Raw genomic sequence first — 15,072 nt, 5'->3', positions numbered from 1 at the left:
TGTCGCTATACTGCGCGTCAACTTCACGGACCAAGAGCCGAGCTCAAGTGAACCGGCCCACGCCAGTAAAAACCGACAACTTCTTCCTGCTGATCTTCCGGGCACTGCGCCACCGCCGTGTACCGATCGCATTACGCATCGCCAGCCATAACGTGATCCTGGTCGCTCTGGCCCTGGTGATCTACGCCTGCGTGATGGGTTTGCAGTTCAAGCAGGCCATGCACGAGCAAGCCGACGCCCTGGGCGAAAGCTTGACCACCCAGACCGCCACCTCGGCGACTGAGCTGCTGGTGTCCAACGACATCCTCAGCCTCAACGTGCTGCTCAACAACCTGACCAAGAACCCGCTGGTGGCCCACGCCGCCATCTACAGCGTGGACAACCGGATCATGGCCGAAGCCGGGCAACGCCCGAAGAACGGCCTGCTGGGTGAAGCGGAAGGCTTGTACCAGAGCAATATTACCTTTCAGGATGTGAAGGCCGGCCAACTGCGCATCAGCCTCGACATGCAACAGTTCCAGCAGCCGATGACCATCAGCCTGCAGAGCATGGGCATCCTCAGCGCGATCCTGCTGGCATTGGCCCTGGCCTTGAGCCTGCGCCTGGGTCGGCATATCTCCACGCCGCTGATGCAACTGCGCATCTGGCTGCGGGATATCGACGAACACACCCCGGCCACCGACCGCCAGGACGAAATCGGCGACCTCGCCCGCCAACTGCACGCCAGCTTCGCCCCGGAACCGGTGGTACCCGAGGTTGAGCCCGAGCCGGAATACGACGACACCGACTACGACGACGAACCCGAGTTCGAAGTGCGCGACCTGCGTGACCCGGGCTTTGACGAAAGCGCCCCGGTAGCGGGCTTGAAGCCGGCGACACGCCAGGCCTTCAAGGCCGAAGAAGACGAACTGGACGACGAAGACCCATTCGCCGACCTGCGCGATACCACCTCGGCCAACACCGCGCCCAAGCCGGCGCCGGTGCGCAGCAGCGAACCCCAATACAGCGCCGTACTGGCCGTGCAACTGGGCGCCCAGGACCAACTGCGTCGCCTCCCCCGCGCTCGCCTGACCGAGTTGCTGGAACGCTACCGCGACTGCCTGGACCAGGCCGCCTCGCTGTACCAGAGCGAACTGCACACCCTGAACGATGGCAGCACGCTGATGCTGTTCCACAGCGAAGACAGCGGCGAAGACTATCTGACCAACGCCATTTGCTGCGGCGAGCTGCTGCGCGCCCTCGGCCATGAGTTGCAGATCGAAGTGGCTGACAGCGGCATCACCCTGCAACTGCAGCTGGGCCTGACTGTCGGCGATGATCTGTTCGGCATGAGCCAGATCGACCTGCTGCTGACAGAAATCGCCCAGGACGCCCTGGCCCTGTCCCAGCACAGCCGCAACCTGCTGCTGGTGGAGCGCAAGATCAGCGAAGACACGCTGATCCGCCAGCGCGCGCGCATCCGTCCGATTGCCAGCCCTGAAGGGGCGAGCTGTGTGGAGCGCTTGATGGAGCCGTATCCGTCGATGCTGGAGCGGCAGTTGGCGCGGATGCATGAGACCCGCGCGAAGGGCTGAAGAACAGCGCTTGGCCGACTGTAGGAACGGGCTTGTGTGGGAGCGGGCTTGCTCGCGAATGCGTAGGATCAGCCAATGAATTCGTTGACTGAACACCGCTTTCGCGAGCAAGCCCGCTCCCCACATTGAGCCCACGGCGTGACTCAAATCGCAGACAAAAAAAGGCCCGCTGAATCAGCGGGCCTTTTTTTGTCTGCGGTTCAGATCAGAACCTGAACACTTCCATATCCGTACGAATCGGCGTAGCCATCGGCATCTTCGGCTTTTCCGGCGCTGCCGGCTTGGCCTGTACCGGGGCTTGCTTGCGCGGGGCCTCGGCAATCGGCGGCTGGTTGGCCAATGGCTTGAGGGCCACCGACAACTGCTGTGCCAGATGCTGCAGCAACACGCCCTGGGCCTGGACCTGGGACGCGGTGGTGCCGGTGTGCTCTTCCTGCAGATGCACGATGCGGTTATCGCGCACCTGGCCACGACGGTCGATCAAGCGCCATTGCGCATCGAGGATCGCCGGCTGCGAAGCGCCGGAGTCGAGCCGCGTGATGGTCAGCAGGACCTGCACATCCGGGGTAAAGCCGGTTGGCGCGGGCGCGAGCACCACACGCTGGCTGTCCAGGTGACCCGCGACCTGGCGCAACATCAGCTGGTTGATATCGGAGGACAAACTGCCCGCCCAACGACCATCGGTGGAACCTTGCAGGCTGCCGTCGTTCTGACGTTGCAGCAGGGTTTCACGTTGCAGGTAGTCAGCCACGACCACCGGACCCAGCAAAACCGCCATGCCAGCGGTTTGCGCTGGCTGCGCCGGACTTCCGCTGTCCAGCTGGTACAGCGACACCGGCTGGTGTGTGCTGCAACCCGCCAGCCCCAAAAGGCCAGCGAGCATGAAAATAAAAGGAAGGCGTGGAGCAGTCATCATCCCATCCAGGTGGCTGCCACAAGGCGAACCACAATGTAATACTTAAAAATAACCTAAACACGCTCGGCCACGCCGGCGCTGGAAAGGCCATATCATCCGTGAATATGCGCCATGACTCCAGCGCCAAAGCGTCGATCTACGCGTTAAATCGTAGATCGAGGGCTCTAAACCACCTTAAACAGGTGTTTCCACCAACAAAGCATCCACCCGCTGGAAGCCACGCGGCAGTTTGTTGCCACGACGGCCACGCTCGCCCTTGTAGTGCTCGAGGTCGTCTGGGCGCAATGACAATGTGCGCTTGCCGGCCTGGAGAACCAGGGTGGCACCTTCCGGGATCACCGCGATGTCGGTCACGTACTCTTCGCGACTGGCCACCCGCTCACCGGGAATACCAATGATCTTGTTGCCCTTGCCTTTGCCCAACTGCGGCAGATCGCTGATCTTGAACACCAGCAGACGCCCTTCGGTGGTCACCGACGCCAGCCAATTGCTCTCGCGATCGTCCACCGGCCGCGGCAGGATCACCTTGGCATTGTTCGGCAGGCTCAACAGCGCCTTGCCCGCCTTGTTCTTGGCCTGCAGGTCTTCACCCTTGACCACGAAGCCATAACCCGCGTCGGAGGCGATCACATACAGCGCATCGTCGTCCGGCAGCAGCACACACTCGAAATTCGCCCCTGGCGGCGGCGTCAGCCGGCCGGTCAACGGCTCGCCCTGTCCGCGCGCCGATGGCAAGGTATGGGCCGGCACCGAGTAACTGCGCCCGGTGGAGTCGATAAACACCGCAAACTGGTTGGAACGCCCGGCAGCGGCGGTCTTGAAGCCATCGCCGGCCTTGTACGACAAACCAGTGGCGTCAATATCATGCCCTTTGGCGGAGCGAACCCAACCCTTTTCCGACAGAACGACGGTAATTTTCTCGTTCGGCAGCAGCTCTGTTTCGGTCAGGGCCTTGGCTTCAGCGCGCTCGACAATCGGCGAGCGGCGGTCGTCGCCATAGGTTTCGGCGTCTTTGATCAGCTCGCTGCGCACCAGCTTCTTGAGCTTGGCTTCGCTGCCCAGCAGGGCCTGCAGCTTGGCTTGTTCCCTGAGCAGCGCGTCCTGTTCGTCGCGCAGCTTCATTTCTTCCAGCCGCGCCAACTGACGCAGGCGGGTGTCGAGGATGTAGTCAGCCTGGATCTCACTCAGCTCGAAACGCGCGATCAGCTCGGCTTTCGGGTGCTCGGCGGTGCGGATGATGTGGATCACTTCATCCAGGTTGAGGTAGGCAATCAGCAAACCGTCCAACAGGTGCAGGCGGCGCTCGACCTTGTCCAGGCGGAATTGCAGGCGGCGGCGCACGGTCTGGATACGGAATTCCAGCCACTCCACCAGCAGGTTGCGCAGGTTTTTCAGCTGCGGCTTGCCGTCCAGGCCAATGATGTTGACGTTGACCCGGTAGCTGGACTCCAGGTCAGTACTGGCGAACAGGTGCTGCATCAGCACTTCGTGGTCGACCCGGCTGTTGGTCGGGATGATCACGATGCGGCAGGGGTTTTCGTGGTCGGACTCGTCACGCAGATCGGCGACCTGCGGCAATTTCGACGGCTTGGCCTGCATCAGCGCGGCGATCTGCTCCAGCACCTTGGCGCCGGACACCTGGTGCGGCAGCGCGGTAACAATAATGTCGCCATCTTCGATGTGATACACCGCGCGCATGCGCACCGAGCCCTTGCCGGTCTCGTACATCTTCAGCAAGTCGGCGCGGGGGGTGATGATTTCCGCTTCGGTCGGGTAGTCCGGACCCTGGATATGCTCGCAGAGCTGCTCCACGGTGGCCTTGGGCTCATCCAGCAAACGGACGCAGGCGGTGGCGACTTCGCGCAGGTTATGCGGCGGTACGTCGGTGGCCATGCCGACCGCAATACCGGTGGTACCATTGAGCAGGATGTTCGGCAAACGTGCCGGCAACACCAGTGGCTCGTCGAGTGTACCGTCGAAGTTCGGGCCCCAGTTCGCGGTACCCTGGCCCAGCTCGCTGAGCAGCACTTCCGAATAACGCGACAGGCGCGCTTCGGTGTAACGCATGGCCGCAAAGGATTTCGGATCATCCGGCGCACCCCAGTTACCCTGGCCGTCCACCAGCGTGTAGCGATAGCTGAACGGCTGGGCCATCAGCACCATGGCTTCGTAGCACGCCGAGTCGCCGTGGGGGTGGAATTTACCGAGCACGTCACCGACGGTACGCGCCGACTTCTTGTGCTTGGAATCGGCGTCCAGGCCCAACTCACTCATGGCGTAGATGATGCGCCGCTGTACTGGCTTCAGGCCGTCGCCGATATGCGGCAAGGCACGGTCCATGATCACGTACATGGAGTAGTTGAGGTAGGCATTTTCGGTGAAGTCAGCCAGCGACCGGCGTTCTACGCCATCTAAGCTGTCTGCGAGGATGTCACTCATGCGGGCCTCATCATTATTGGGTAAGGCGCAGCGGAACTGCCGCTGCGCTGATTCGATTCAAAAAGGGCGTGGCTCATGGCTGGGCGCTCCAGCCACCGGCCGGGGCGGCAAAACGATAGACCACCGGGCGCTTTTCACCATCGGCGCGAGGGCCGAAATTGTTGTCGATGCCGATCCACGCACCGTCCGCGTCCACCACCAGGGCTTCGGCCAGGCCGTAAGGCTGGGCATAGCGGCGCTCGGGCGTCAGGGTCTCGTCGGCGAACGACCAGCACAGCTCGACTTTGGCCGTGACCGCATCGCGCCGGCAAATCTGGAACGCGTTGCGCTCCAGGGTAAACAGCTTGCCGTTGAACAGGGCCAGGTCGGCAAAATCCTTCGAAACGGCCTTGGCATTGGTGAACTGCGCCGGCTGCACTTCCTGCCCGGCCTCGCTCAACAGCACACAAGGGCCATCACAGTCCCACAGGCTTTGCGGGCGCTTGATGGAAATCAGGCCGCGCCGCTCACGCTCGGCAGCCAGCCAGATCTGGTTGCCCTCGGGGTTCACCGCCAAGCCTTCAAACAAGGCATTGAAGTGCAGCAACATGCCGCTGGCGCGGGCTTCACGGACCATGCCCGGGGCAATTTTCAGCCACTCAGGCGCACCGTCCACCGGCACTTGCAGCACAGCGGCATGGGCTTCGCTGACAATGTAGCGGTTGCCCGCTGCATCGCAGCTGATGCCCTCAAAATCCAGGTCGCCACCGCGAATGAACGAAGCAGCCTTGGTGCGCGAACGCAAGCCCCAGGGCAACCCGGACTCCGGCACCGGCGGCACCTCGATCTTGACGGTTTCGGCCTGCCAGGTCGGCGCGCTGATATCCAGGCGGTAGATCTGGTCGTCGTCGCGGTCGGAAACCGTCCACAACGCCTTGCCACACAGCGCCAACCCCGACAGGTTACCGCCGCGCATGCCGTCCACCGCGTGTTCGGACACCAGTTTCAGCTCTGCCACGGGCGCGGCGACCACCGGAGTGGCCGCCAACCCGCTCAACATCAGGCTCGCCAGGGCGAAACCTGTGCGCATCAGCCCAGAACCTCGGCCAGATTGCCTTTGGATTCCAGCCAGGACTTGCGGTCCGGCGCGCGTTTCTTGGCCAGCAGCATGTCCATCATTTCCGAGGTTTCGGCGAAGTCTTCGCCCAGCGTCAACTGCACCAGGCGCCGAGTGTTCGGGTCCATGGTGGTTTCGCGCAGTTGCGGCGGGTTCATTTCACCCAGGCCTTTGAATCGCGTGACCTGTGGCTTGCCGCGTTTCTTCTCGGCGACCAGGCGGTCGAGGATGCCATCGCGCTCGGCCTCGTCGAGGGCGTAGTAGATTTCCTTGCCCAGGTCGATACGGTAAAGCGGCGGCATGGCGACGTAGACGTGACCGGCGTCGACCAACGGGCGGAAGTGCTGCACGAACAGCGCGCACAGCAAGGTCGCGATGTGCAGGCCGTCGGAGTCGGCGTCGGCGAGGATGCAGATCTTGCCGTAGCGCAGCTGGCTCATGTCTGCAGCGCCCGGATCGACGCCGATGGCGACGGCAATGTTGTGCACTTCCTGGCTGGCCAGCACTTCGCTGCCATCGACTTCCCAGGTGTTGAGGATCTTGCCGCGCAACGGCAGGATCGCCTGGAACTCCTTGTCCCGCGCTTGCTTGGCGGAACCACCGGCGGAGTCACCCTCGACCAGGAACAGTTCGGACCGCATCGGGTCCTGCCCGGCGCAATCGGCGAGCTTGCCAGGCAGCGCCGGGCCTTGGGTGATGCGCTTGCGCTCGACCTTCTTGCTGGCCTTCAGACGGCGGCCGGCGTTGTTGATCGCCAGTTCGGCCAGGGCCAGGCCCAGTTCCGGGTGTTCGTTGAGCCACAGGCTGAAGGCGTCCTTGACCACGCCGGAGACAAACGCCGCCGCCTCGCGGGACGACAGCCGCTCTTTGGTCTGGCCGGAGAACTGCGGCTCCTGCATCTTCATCGACAGCACGAACGCGATGCGCTCCCACACGTCTTCCGGCGCCAGCTTCACGCCGCGCGGCAACAGGCTGCGGTATTCGCAGAACTCGCGCATGGCATCCAGCAGGCCCTGGCGCAAACCGTTGACGTGGGTACCGCCCTGGGCGGTCGGGATCAGGTTGACATAGCTTTCCTGCACGCTGTCGCCGCCTTCCGGCAACCACAGCAGCGCCCAGTCGACGGCTTCTTTATTACCGGCCAGGCTGCCGCAGAACGGCTCGTTGGGCAGGCGTTCGAACTCGCTGACGGAATCTTCCAGGTAGGAGCGCAGACCGTCTTCGTAGTGCCACTCGACCTTCTCGCCGGTGCCTTTGTCTTCAAAGGTGACCAGCAGGCCCGGGCACAGCACGGCCTTGGCCTTGAGCACGTGCTTGAGGCGGCTGATGGAGAATTTTGGCGAATCGAAGTATTTCGGGTCCGGGGCGAAGTACACGCTGGTACCGGTGTTGCGCTTGCCCACGGTGCCGATCACAGCCAGGTCGGTGGCTTTATAGCCATCGGCGAAGGTCATTTCGTATTCGTTGCCGTCGCGCTTGACCTTGACCCGCACCAGGGTCGACAGGGCGTTGACCACCGAAATACCCACACCGTGCAAGCCACCGGAGAACTGGTAGTTCTTGTTGGAGAACTTGCCGCCGGCGTGCAGCTTGGTGAGGATCAGCTCGACGCCCGAGACGCCCTCTTCCGGGTGAATATCCACGGGCATGCCGCGACCATCGTCGGACACTTCCAGGGAGTGGTCAGCGTGGAGAATGACATGCACCGACTTGGCGTGGCCGGCCAAGGCTTCGTCGACGCTGTTGTCGATGACTTCCTGGGCAAGGTGGTTCGGCCGGCTGGTGTCGGTGTACATGCCGGGGCGTTTGCGCACCGGGTCGAGGCCCGAGAGGACTTCGATGGCGTCGGCGTTATAAGAGCTAGCGCTGGGAGTGGCCATGGGGTCTCGTCGTGAGTCGTTCGATTAAAAAGTGACCTGCGACTTTACAGTGCTGCAAAGTCGAAGGATTGATACTGATCTGCGCCAATGCCGGCAAAGCTGAGCAGCGCCGGCAATTGCTGGGCGAAGCCCTGGTAACCATGGTCGCCACCGGCCTGGATGCGCAAGGCACAGGCCCGGTAATACTGCTGGGCGAGGCGATAATCCAGTGTTTCATCGCCGGTCTGCAACCACACCTGATACCGCGCGGCATCCTGGGGCGCCGGTACTTCCAGCTCGGCCAGCGCCGCGACGTGATCATGGGTCAATTCCCAGGTTTCATCGGTGTAGAGGTTCTTCTGGGTGCCCAGGTAACCGTCGAACATCCGGTGGGGGCTGACCGCCGGGTTGACCAGCAGCGCCTTCAGGCCATGGCGTTCGGCAAGATGGGTTGCATAGTAGCCGCCGAGTGAGCTGCCGACCAGCAGTGGCCGCCCCAGCAGGGCAATGGCTTCCTCCAATTGAGGAATTGCCTGACGGGGATGGTGATGCAGGGCCGGCACACGCAGTTGGTCGCCCAGGCCAAGGTTGTCCATCACGGTCACCAACTGGCGGGCCTTGTTGGATGCGGGCGCGCTGTTGAAACCGTGGATATACAGGATCGAAGCGGACATGCCGGGCTCTCCATGCTTGCGCCAAAAAAGGCGCAGTTTACAGGGATCGGGGTGGCATGTGAGTCCCTCTATCTGAAGGACACAGAAGATCCACTGCGGGCGCTGGCTTGCCGGTGATGGCGGTGTTTACCGCCGTTAATAGCCGTTGCTGCCGTAATCGATGGTAAAGGCGAAGCCTTCGACGCGCTCTACGCCGGTCTCCAACCGTCCGTCGGCATGCAGGCGCAGCCAGCGGTAGCCCGGCGCCTGCTCGCTGACCTGGAAATCCTCACTGCCCGGCGCGAACTGGATGCAGGTCGACGGTGAGGCCAGCAGGCGTACGCCATTGCGCTCGCGGTCGATCTCCTGGTGCACGTGACCCCAGAGCACTGCCCTCACCTGCGGGAAACGGTCGAGCACGGCAAACAAAGCCTCGGGGTTGCGCAAGCCAATGGGCTCCATCCACGCGCAACCGATGGGCACCGGGTGATGGTGAAAGCACACCAGGTGATGGCGGTTCGGAGCTTCGCTCAAGGCCTGAGCCAGCAGTTGCAGCTGCTGGTCCTGCAGGTAACCCGGCACAGAGCCAGGTACCGCGGAGTCCAGCAAGGTAATGCGCCAATGGCCGACATCCACTACCGGCTCCAGCAGCGCGCTGCCCGTGGTCGCCTGAGCCATGATCTGCGGCTCATCGTGATTGCCCGGAATCCACCGCGCCGGAGCGCTGATCTGCTCGCTGAGGTGACGAAACTGCTGGTAAGACTCCAGTGTGCCGTCCTGGGACAGGTCACCGGTGGCCAGCAGCAAATCGATCTGCGGCTGCTGCTGGCGCACCAACTCGATCACCCGTTGCAGGCTTTCACGGGTGTTCATGCCCAGCAGCGTACCGTCGGCCTCGGCAAACAGGTGGCTGTCGGACAGTTGCACCAGCAACGCCGGCGCATCAGGGTTCAAGGTGGATACGCTCGGCAAGGCGCTCTCCCAAGGCAATCACAGGAATGGAGGGTTGGCGTGATTATGCTGGGGCAGGACGCAAAGAGGAAACCTAAGGAAGCTGACGCAGTTCACATCTACCGCACAACTTCAAACTCATGGCCCAGGGCCAGGCAGTGGCTCAACCATTCGCCGAGGAACACATTCAGTTGTGCTTTCTCATCGGGCTGGTGCATGAACACGTTGGGGTAAGGATAGATGCTGCGAAAGCGTCGTGCATGTTCCGCGCTGATCACTTCGGCCATTCGCGCGTCGTGGTACACCTGCACTTCCAGCTGTGGCACCGGCAGCCAGGGCAGGCTGTGCTCCTGGCGCACCCGCAGGGTGGTGGTGTACGGACAGTTGACGATGACTTCCAGCGCCAGCACTCCGAGCATCTGGTCCCCATGGGTGACACCGATGCGCCGCGCCTCTGGCGTGTGGCGCATGTCGGGAAGCAGGCGCATCAGCCGCGCGTAATTAGCCTCGCAGGCGGCTTGCAACCCGATCAGGTCGACTCGATAGCGTTCACGTGCCTTTACTGCCATAACCCCCTCACTTCCGCGCGATTAAGCGCAAGCCACTGCAGGGCAATGATGCTGGCTGCATTGGAAATTCTGCCGTCGCGCACCGCCTGCAGGGCATCTTCGAAGGCCCAGGTGGTGACGCGGATGTCTTCAGCTTCTTCTTCCAATCCATGGACGCCACCTACACCGGCGCTGTTGCAGCGGCCCAGGTACAAGTGCACATATTCAGTACTGCCGCCGGGCGACGGGAAATATCGCGTGATCGGCCACAGCGCCGAGAATGTCAGCCCAGCTTCCTCCTCGCCCTCGCGGTGCGCAACCTCCTCGGGTTGCTCGTCCTTGTCGATCAGGCCGGCGACCATCTCGATCAGCCACGGGTTGTCGGTACGGCCGAGGGCGCCGACGCGGAATTGCTCGTTCAGCACCACTTCGTCGCGCTGTGGATCGTAGGGCAGCACACACACGGCGTCGTGGCGAACGAAGACTTCGCGGTTGATCACCCGGCTCATGCTGCCGTCGAACTTCTCGTGGCGCAGTTGCATGTGATCGAGCTTGTAGAAGCCCTTGTGGAGATTATCGTGCTGAACAATTTCGATTTTGCTCGGCTTCGATTTTGCAAAGTCCGTCATGTCCCATCCTCGTTAAGCCTGCGCATTTGGCGCCATCCTAACGCGCTCATGCCCGTTGGTGCAGCCCCTTTCCGGTTGCCGGGATAGACGGCGAGCGTCAAACACACTCTAATCAGCTTAGTGGCGAACTGACTGCCCTGCCGGTAGTCGAAGCTCCACAAATTTCGCTCTTATCGATAGACGAAGGACATCCATGTCGCTTTTAAAAATCGCCTCCGTGGCCTGCATCGCATTGACCCTTGGTGCCTGCCAAAGCCTGTTCCAACCCAGCTATCGTGCCCCCCTGGAAGCCACTCGCGACGCCACCGAGCAAAGCAAGCCAGGCTGCGCCAGCACCGACTGCCCGCTGGTGAATATCGACACCGTGCACTTTGCCAAGGAACCCAAGCTGGACGCGTTGATCGAACAACGCCTGCTGGAAATGACCCGCACCACCCCGAGCGACCCGCTGCCGACCAGCCTGGAAACGTATCGCGAGCAGTTCCTCAAGACCGCCGCGCCACGCAACAGCATGTACTTGCAGGCCAAGGTACGCGAACAGCATGACGGCTTGGTGATCATCGAACTGTCCAGCTACCTGGATCAGGGCGCGACTCACGGCGAGCCCGGCCGCGCGTTCATCAACTATTCGCGCCAGCAGCAAAAAGCGTTGGCGCTGACCGACATGCTGCTGCCCGGCAAGGAAGAGGCTTTCTGGAAAGCCGCCCAGGTCGCGCACAACAGCTGGCTGATCAGCACCCGCCTGAGCCTGGAGCCGGAGTATGTGAAAACCTACCCCTTCCAGAAAACCCCGAACGTGGCGCTGACCTACGGCGGCGTGATCCTCAAGTACCCGACCAACACCATTGCGCCGTATGCCCTGGGCCACGTCGAGCTGCAGATTCCGTACTCGCGCCTGGACGGCATCATCAAGCCTGAGCTGGTGCCTGTGCGCCACTGAAGGCCCGGCCCAAAATAAACTGCAACAGCCCTGCCAGCACCAGTGCCGGCAGCGTCGCGCCGATGTCCGGGTAAAGGTTGGCCAGCACGTGGTAGGTCGCAATGCCGCCAAGCCAGGCCAACAATGCCGGCCAACGCAGGTTGGCCAGCGCACCCTGGCCACGACGGCGCAGGATGAAGTGATCCACCAGCACCACGCCGAACAGCGGCGCGAACACCGAGCCGATCAGCAACAGGAAGTTCTGGTACTGGGCCAACGGCGCAAAACAGGCGATCAGGGTGCAGATCACACCGATGGCCAGCGCCAGGTGCTCGACCTTCACACGCAGCAGCATCCCGCTGGACACCGCCGCCGAATGGATATCGGCGAAGGCGTTTTCCGACTCGTCCAACAGGATCAGCAGCAGCGGAATCCCCAGCCCAGCACCGGCCAATGCCAGCAACAGCGCATTCACTTCGCCGCTCGGCGCAAACGCCAGGGTGTAGGCCACGCCCAGGCTCATCAGCCAGAAATTGCCGATAAAGAAGCCCAGGGCCGTGCCGCCGAATACGCTTTTTGCCCGCTTGCCGAATCGCGAGTAGTCGGCAATCAGCGGCAACCACGACAACGGCATGGCGATCGCAATATCAAAACCCACTGCAAACGGCATCGACCCGTCGCCAGCCTGGGCCCAGAGTGTCGCGAGGTCGGCCTTGGCGAACAGGTTCCAGGTCAGCCACAGGCAGGCGGCGAGCAGCAGCCAGATGCCCCACTTGCGCAGGATCTGCCGTACGAACGTCAGCGGCCCGCTGACCGCAAGCAAAGTCGCCAAACCACCGAAAAACAGCGTCCACAGCAACGGGCTGGCCAACAGGCTGCCGTCGCTGAACGCCCGCGCGCCCAACAGGCTGGCGGCATCGCGCATCACAATGATTTCGAACGAACCCCAGCCGATCAACTGCAGCAGGTTAAGCAGCGCCGGCAGGCTGGCGCCCTTGGCCCCCAGGCTGAGCTTGAGCGCCGCCATTGCCGACAGGCCGGTGTCGCTGCCGATCACGCCGACGGCGGCCAGCAACAGCACGCCGACCAGGGTACCGAGGAAAATCGCCAGCAACGAGCCGGACAAGCCCAGGCCGGGTGCAAGCAACGCGCCGGTCTGCAGGACCATCAGGCCGATGCCGAGGGAGAACCACAGGGAGAACAGGTCGCGGGCGCCGAAGACGCGTTTGTCAGCAGGCACTGCAATGTCGGGGGAGTAGGTGCTGGGTTGAATACTCAAGGGGGTTATCTCTGAGGAGTATTTGTTGTTTGGGGGGATCGCTATCGCGGGCAAGCCCGGCTCCCACAGGGGACCGGCTGTGGACACAAAAGCTGTGTACACCGCGATCGACTGTGGGAGCCGGGCTTGCCCGCGATGACGGCGGTGCAGGCACCGCCGCCTCGGATCAGACCTTTTTGTAAAGCTGACTGCCTTCCTGCTTGAACCGCTCCGCCTGCTCGGCCAAGCCTTTGGCCACGTCCACATCCACCGCTTCGATGCGCTGGTTGGCTGCGTACTCACGCACTTCCTGGGTGATTTTCATCGAGCAGAACTTCGGCCCGCACATCGAGCAGAAATGCGCGACCTTGGCCGAGTCCTTCGGCAGGGTTTCATCGTGATACGACCGCGCGGTGTCCGGGTCAAGGCCGAGGTTGAACTGGTCTTCCCAACGGAACTCGAAGCGCGCCTTGCTCAAGGCGTTGTCGCGGATCTGCGCGCCGGGGTGGCCTTTTGCGAGGTCGGCCGCATGCGCCGCGATCTTGTAGGTGATGATCCCGGTTTTCACGTCGTCCTTGTTCGGCAGGCCCAGGTGCTCCTTGGGCGTGACGTAGCAGAGCATGGCGCAGCCGAACCAGCCGATCATCGCCGCACCGATGCCCGAGGTGATGTGGTCATAGCCGGGCGCGATATCGGTGGTCAGTGGGCCGAGGGTGTAGAACGGCGCCTCGTCGCAGCACTCCAGCTGCTTGTCCATGTTCTCCTTGATCAGTTGCATCGGCACGTGGCCGGGGCCTTCGATCATGGTTTGCACGTCGTGTTTCCAGGCGGTCTTGGTCAGCTCGCCGAGGGTTTCCAGCTCGCCGAATTGCGCGGCGTCGTTGGCATCCGCGATCGAGCCAGGGCGCAGGCCATCGCCGAGGGAGAAGCTGACGTCATAGGCCTTCATGATTTCGCAGATTTCGTCGAAATGCGTGTAGGTGAAGTTCTCTTTGTGGTGCGCCAGGCACCACTTGGCCATGATCGAGCCGCCACGCGAGACAATCCCGGTGACGCGCTTGGCGGTCAGCGGCACATAGCGCAGCAGTACGCCGGCGTGGATGGTGAAGTAGTCCACGCCCTGCTCGGCCTGTTCGATCAAGGTGTCGCGGAACAGCTCCCAGGTCAGGTCTTCGGCGGCGCCGCCGACTTTCTCCAGGGCCTGGTAGATCGGCACGGTACCGATCGGCACCGGCGAGTTGCGGATGATCCACTCGCGGGTTTCGTGGATGTGCTTGCCGGTGGACAAGTCCATCACCGTGTCCGAGCCCCAGCGAATGCCCCAGGTGAGTTTCGCCACTTCTTCTTCGATGGACGAACCCAGCGCGCTGTTGCCGATGTTGCCGTTGATCTTCACCAGGAAGTTACGGCCGATGATCATCGGTTCCAGTTCGGTGTGGTTGATGTTGGCCGGGATGATCGCGCGGCCACGGGCGATTTCTTCGCGCACAAATTCCGGGGTGATGATTTTCGGCACGCTGGCGCCGAAGCTGTGGCCGGCGTGTTGCTGGTCGAGCAGGCCGCTGGCGCGGGCCTCTTCGAGCTTCATGTTTTCGCGGATGGCGACGTATTCCATCTCGGCGGTGATGATGCCTTTGCGCGCGTAGTGCATCTGGGTGACGTTGGCGCCGGCCTTGGCGCGGCGCGGGTTCTTCACGTGGGCAAAGCGCAGCGCGGTCAATTCGGCATCGCTGAGGCGCTGTTGGCCGAAGTGCGAGCTGAGGCCGGACAGGCGCTCGGTGTCGCCACGCACTTCGATCCACGGCGAACGCACATCGCCGAGGCCTTTGCGCACGTCGATGATGACATTGGGGTCGGTGTAGGGGCCGGACGTGTCGTACACCACCACGGGCGCGTTGATTTCACCGCCGAAATCGGTGGGGGTCACGTCCAGGCTGATTTCACGCATCGGCACACGAATGTCCGGGCGGGTGCCTTGCACGTAGATTTTCTTCGAGCGGGTAAACGGCTGCACGGAGCCGGAGTCGACCTTGGCCGATTCACTCAAGTGCACGGTGTTTTTCAGTTTTGTACTTTTTATTTCTGTGCTCATCACGGGCTCTCCAACTATCCAGGTGGTGGATTTTTGTCGGAGCGAACCTGTGACGGATGGACGCACTGAAACCAGTGCTGTGCTTGGCGCACAAGAGCTGTTCGATTGTCGAACAACATCCCGGACGAAGCACAAGAG

At 62.4% G+C, this 15,072-nt stretch carries 12 protein-coding genes; 2 read left to right on the top strand and 10 right to left on the bottom strand.

What is annotated here, in order from left to right; all coding sequences use genetic code 11:
* Positions 1-47 precede the first annotated feature (47 nt).
* On the top strand, positions 48-1,574 hold the full coding sequence (locus tag BBG20_RS02940; RefSeq protein WP_065900096.1) for an AhpA/YtjB family protein: 1,527 nt from the start codon (positions 48-50) through the stop codon (positions 1,572-1,574).
* A gap of 205 nt (positions 1,575-1,779) precedes the next feature.
* On the opposite strand, the gene BBG20_RS02935 is transcribed toward BBG20_RS02940, so the two are convergent.
* The 8 genes from BBG20_RS02935 to BBG20_RS02900 form a co-directional block, all read right to left on the bottom strand.
* Positions 1,780-2,487 carry a PqiC family protein gene (locus tag BBG20_RS02935; protein WP_065900095.1) on the bottom strand — a complete coding sequence of 236 codons (708 nt, stop codon included), beginning with the start codon at positions 2,485-2,487 and terminating at the stop codon, positions 1,780-1,782.
* Between the two features lie 177 nt (positions 2,488-2,664).
* Entirely contained in the window at positions 2,665-4,929 is a 2,265-nt protein-coding gene (parC, locus tag BBG20_RS02930) for a DNA topoisomerase IV subunit A (protein ID WP_065900093.1), read from the bottom strand.
* Positions 4,930-5,002: 73 nt separating this feature from the next.
* The gene (locus tag BBG20_RS02925; protein WP_065900091.1) at positions 5,003-5,998 is read right to left on the bottom strand and encodes an esterase-like activity of phytase family protein; all 996 of its coding nucleotides are present in this window, start codon (positions 5,996-5,998) and stop codon (positions 5,003-5,005) included.
* Positions 5,998-7,905, bottom strand: coding sequence for a DNA topoisomerase IV subunit B (parE, locus tag BBG20_RS02920; protein ID WP_065900089.1), 1,908 nt, complete (start codon positions 7,903-7,905; stop codon positions 5,998-6,000). The genes BBG20_RS02925 and parE overlap by 1 nt, the downstream gene beginning before the upstream one ends.
* A 44-nt stretch (positions 7,906-7,949) precedes the next feature.
* A complete protein-coding gene (locus BBG20_RS02915) occupies positions 7,950-8,558 on the bottom strand; it encodes a YqiA/YcfP family alpha/beta fold hydrolase (RefSeq protein WP_065900087.1) in 609 nt (202 codons plus the stop codon).
* A gap of 135 nt (positions 8,559-8,693) precedes the next feature.
* Positions 8,694-9,509 carry a 3',5'-cyclic-AMP phosphodiesterase gene (cpdA, locus tag BBG20_RS02910; RefSeq protein ID WP_065900085.1) on the bottom strand — a complete coding sequence of 272 codons (816 nt, stop codon included), beginning with the start codon at positions 9,507-9,509 and terminating at the stop codon, positions 8,694-8,696.
* Positions 9,510-9,607: 98 nt separating this feature from the next.
* Complete coding sequence (locus tag BBG20_RS02905; RefSeq protein WP_017526444.1) at positions 9,608-10,057, bottom strand: DUF1249 domain-containing protein; 450 nt, start codon at positions 10,055-10,057, stop codon at positions 9,608-9,610.
* Complete coding sequence (locus BBG20_RS02900) at positions 10,048-10,665, bottom strand: NUDIX domain-containing protein (protein WP_065900083.1); 618 nt, start codon at positions 10,663-10,665, stop codon at positions 10,048-10,050. The genes BBG20_RS02905 and BBG20_RS02900 overlap by 10 nt, the downstream gene beginning before the upstream one ends.
* 193 nt (positions 10,666-10,858) lie before the next feature.
* On the opposite strand from BBG20_RS02900, the gene BBG20_RS02895 reads away from it, so the two are divergent.
* Complete coding sequence (locus BBG20_RS02895; RefSeq protein ID WP_065900081.1) at positions 10,859-11,605, top strand: RsiV family protein; 747 nt, start codon at positions 10,859-10,861, stop codon at positions 11,603-11,605.
* Here BBG20_RS02895 and cytX read toward each other — a convergent pair.
* Entirely contained in the window at positions 11,574-12,863 is a 1,290-nt protein-coding gene (cytX, locus tag BBG20_RS02890) for a putative hydroxymethylpyrimidine transporter CytX (protein WP_065900080.1), read from the bottom strand. The two genes, BBG20_RS02895 and cytX, sit on opposite strands and share 32 nt — an antisense overlap.
* 166 nt (positions 12,864-13,029) lie before the next feature.
* The gene (thiC, locus tag BBG20_RS02885) at positions 13,030-14,934 is read right to left on the bottom strand and encodes a phosphomethylpyrimidine synthase ThiC (RefSeq protein ID WP_065900079.1); all 1,905 of its coding nucleotides are present in this window, start codon (positions 14,932-14,934) and stop codon (positions 13,030-13,032) included.
* Positions 14,935-15,072: the final 138 nt, after the last annotated feature.

The sequence above is a fragment of the Pseudomonas aylmerensis genome (assembly GCF_001702265.1).
GTDB classification, from domain to species: domain Bacteria; phylum Pseudomonadota; class Gammaproteobacteria; order Pseudomonadales; family Pseudomonadaceae; genus Aquipseudomonas; species Aquipseudomonas aylmerensis.
This window is presented reverse-complemented; position numbering and strand designations above follow the sequence as displayed.

Bases quoted from the DNA above. Each gene is read 5' to 3' on its own strand.
- BBG20_RS02895 (WP_065900081.1), top strand. From the start codon at position 10,859: ATGTCGCTTTTAAAAATCGCCTCCGTGGCCTGCATCGCATTGACCCTT.
- BBG20_RS02935 (WP_065900095.1), bottom strand. From the start codon at position 2,487: ATGACTGCTCCACGCCTTCCTTTTATTTTCATGCTCGCTGGCCTTTTG.
- parC (WP_065900093.1), bottom strand. From the start codon at position 4,929: ATGAGTGACATCCTCGCAGACAGCTTAGATGGCGTAGAACGCCGGTCG.
- BBG20_RS02915 (WP_065900087.1), bottom strand. From the start codon at position 8,558: ATGTCCGCTTCGATCCTGTATATCCACGGTTTCAACAGCGCGCCCGCA.
- thiC (WP_065900079.1), bottom strand. From the start codon at position 14,934: ATGAGCACAGAAATAAAAAGTACAAAACTGAAAAACACCGTGCACTTG.
- parE (WP_065900089.1), bottom strand. From the start codon at position 7,905: ATGGCCACTCCCAGCGCTAGCTCTTATAACGCCGACGCCATCGAAGTC.
- BBG20_RS02905 (WP_017526444.1), bottom strand. From the start codon at position 10,057: ATGGCAGTAAAGGCACGTGAACGCTATCGAGTCGACCTGATCGGGTTG.
- BBG20_RS02925 (WP_065900091.1), bottom strand. From the start codon at position 5,998: ATGCGCACAGGTTTCGCCCTGGCGAGCCTGATGTTGAGCGGGTTGGCG.
- BBG20_RS02900 (WP_065900083.1), bottom strand. From the start codon at position 10,665: ATGACGGACTTTGCAAAATCGAAGCCGAGCAAAATCGAAATTGTTCAG.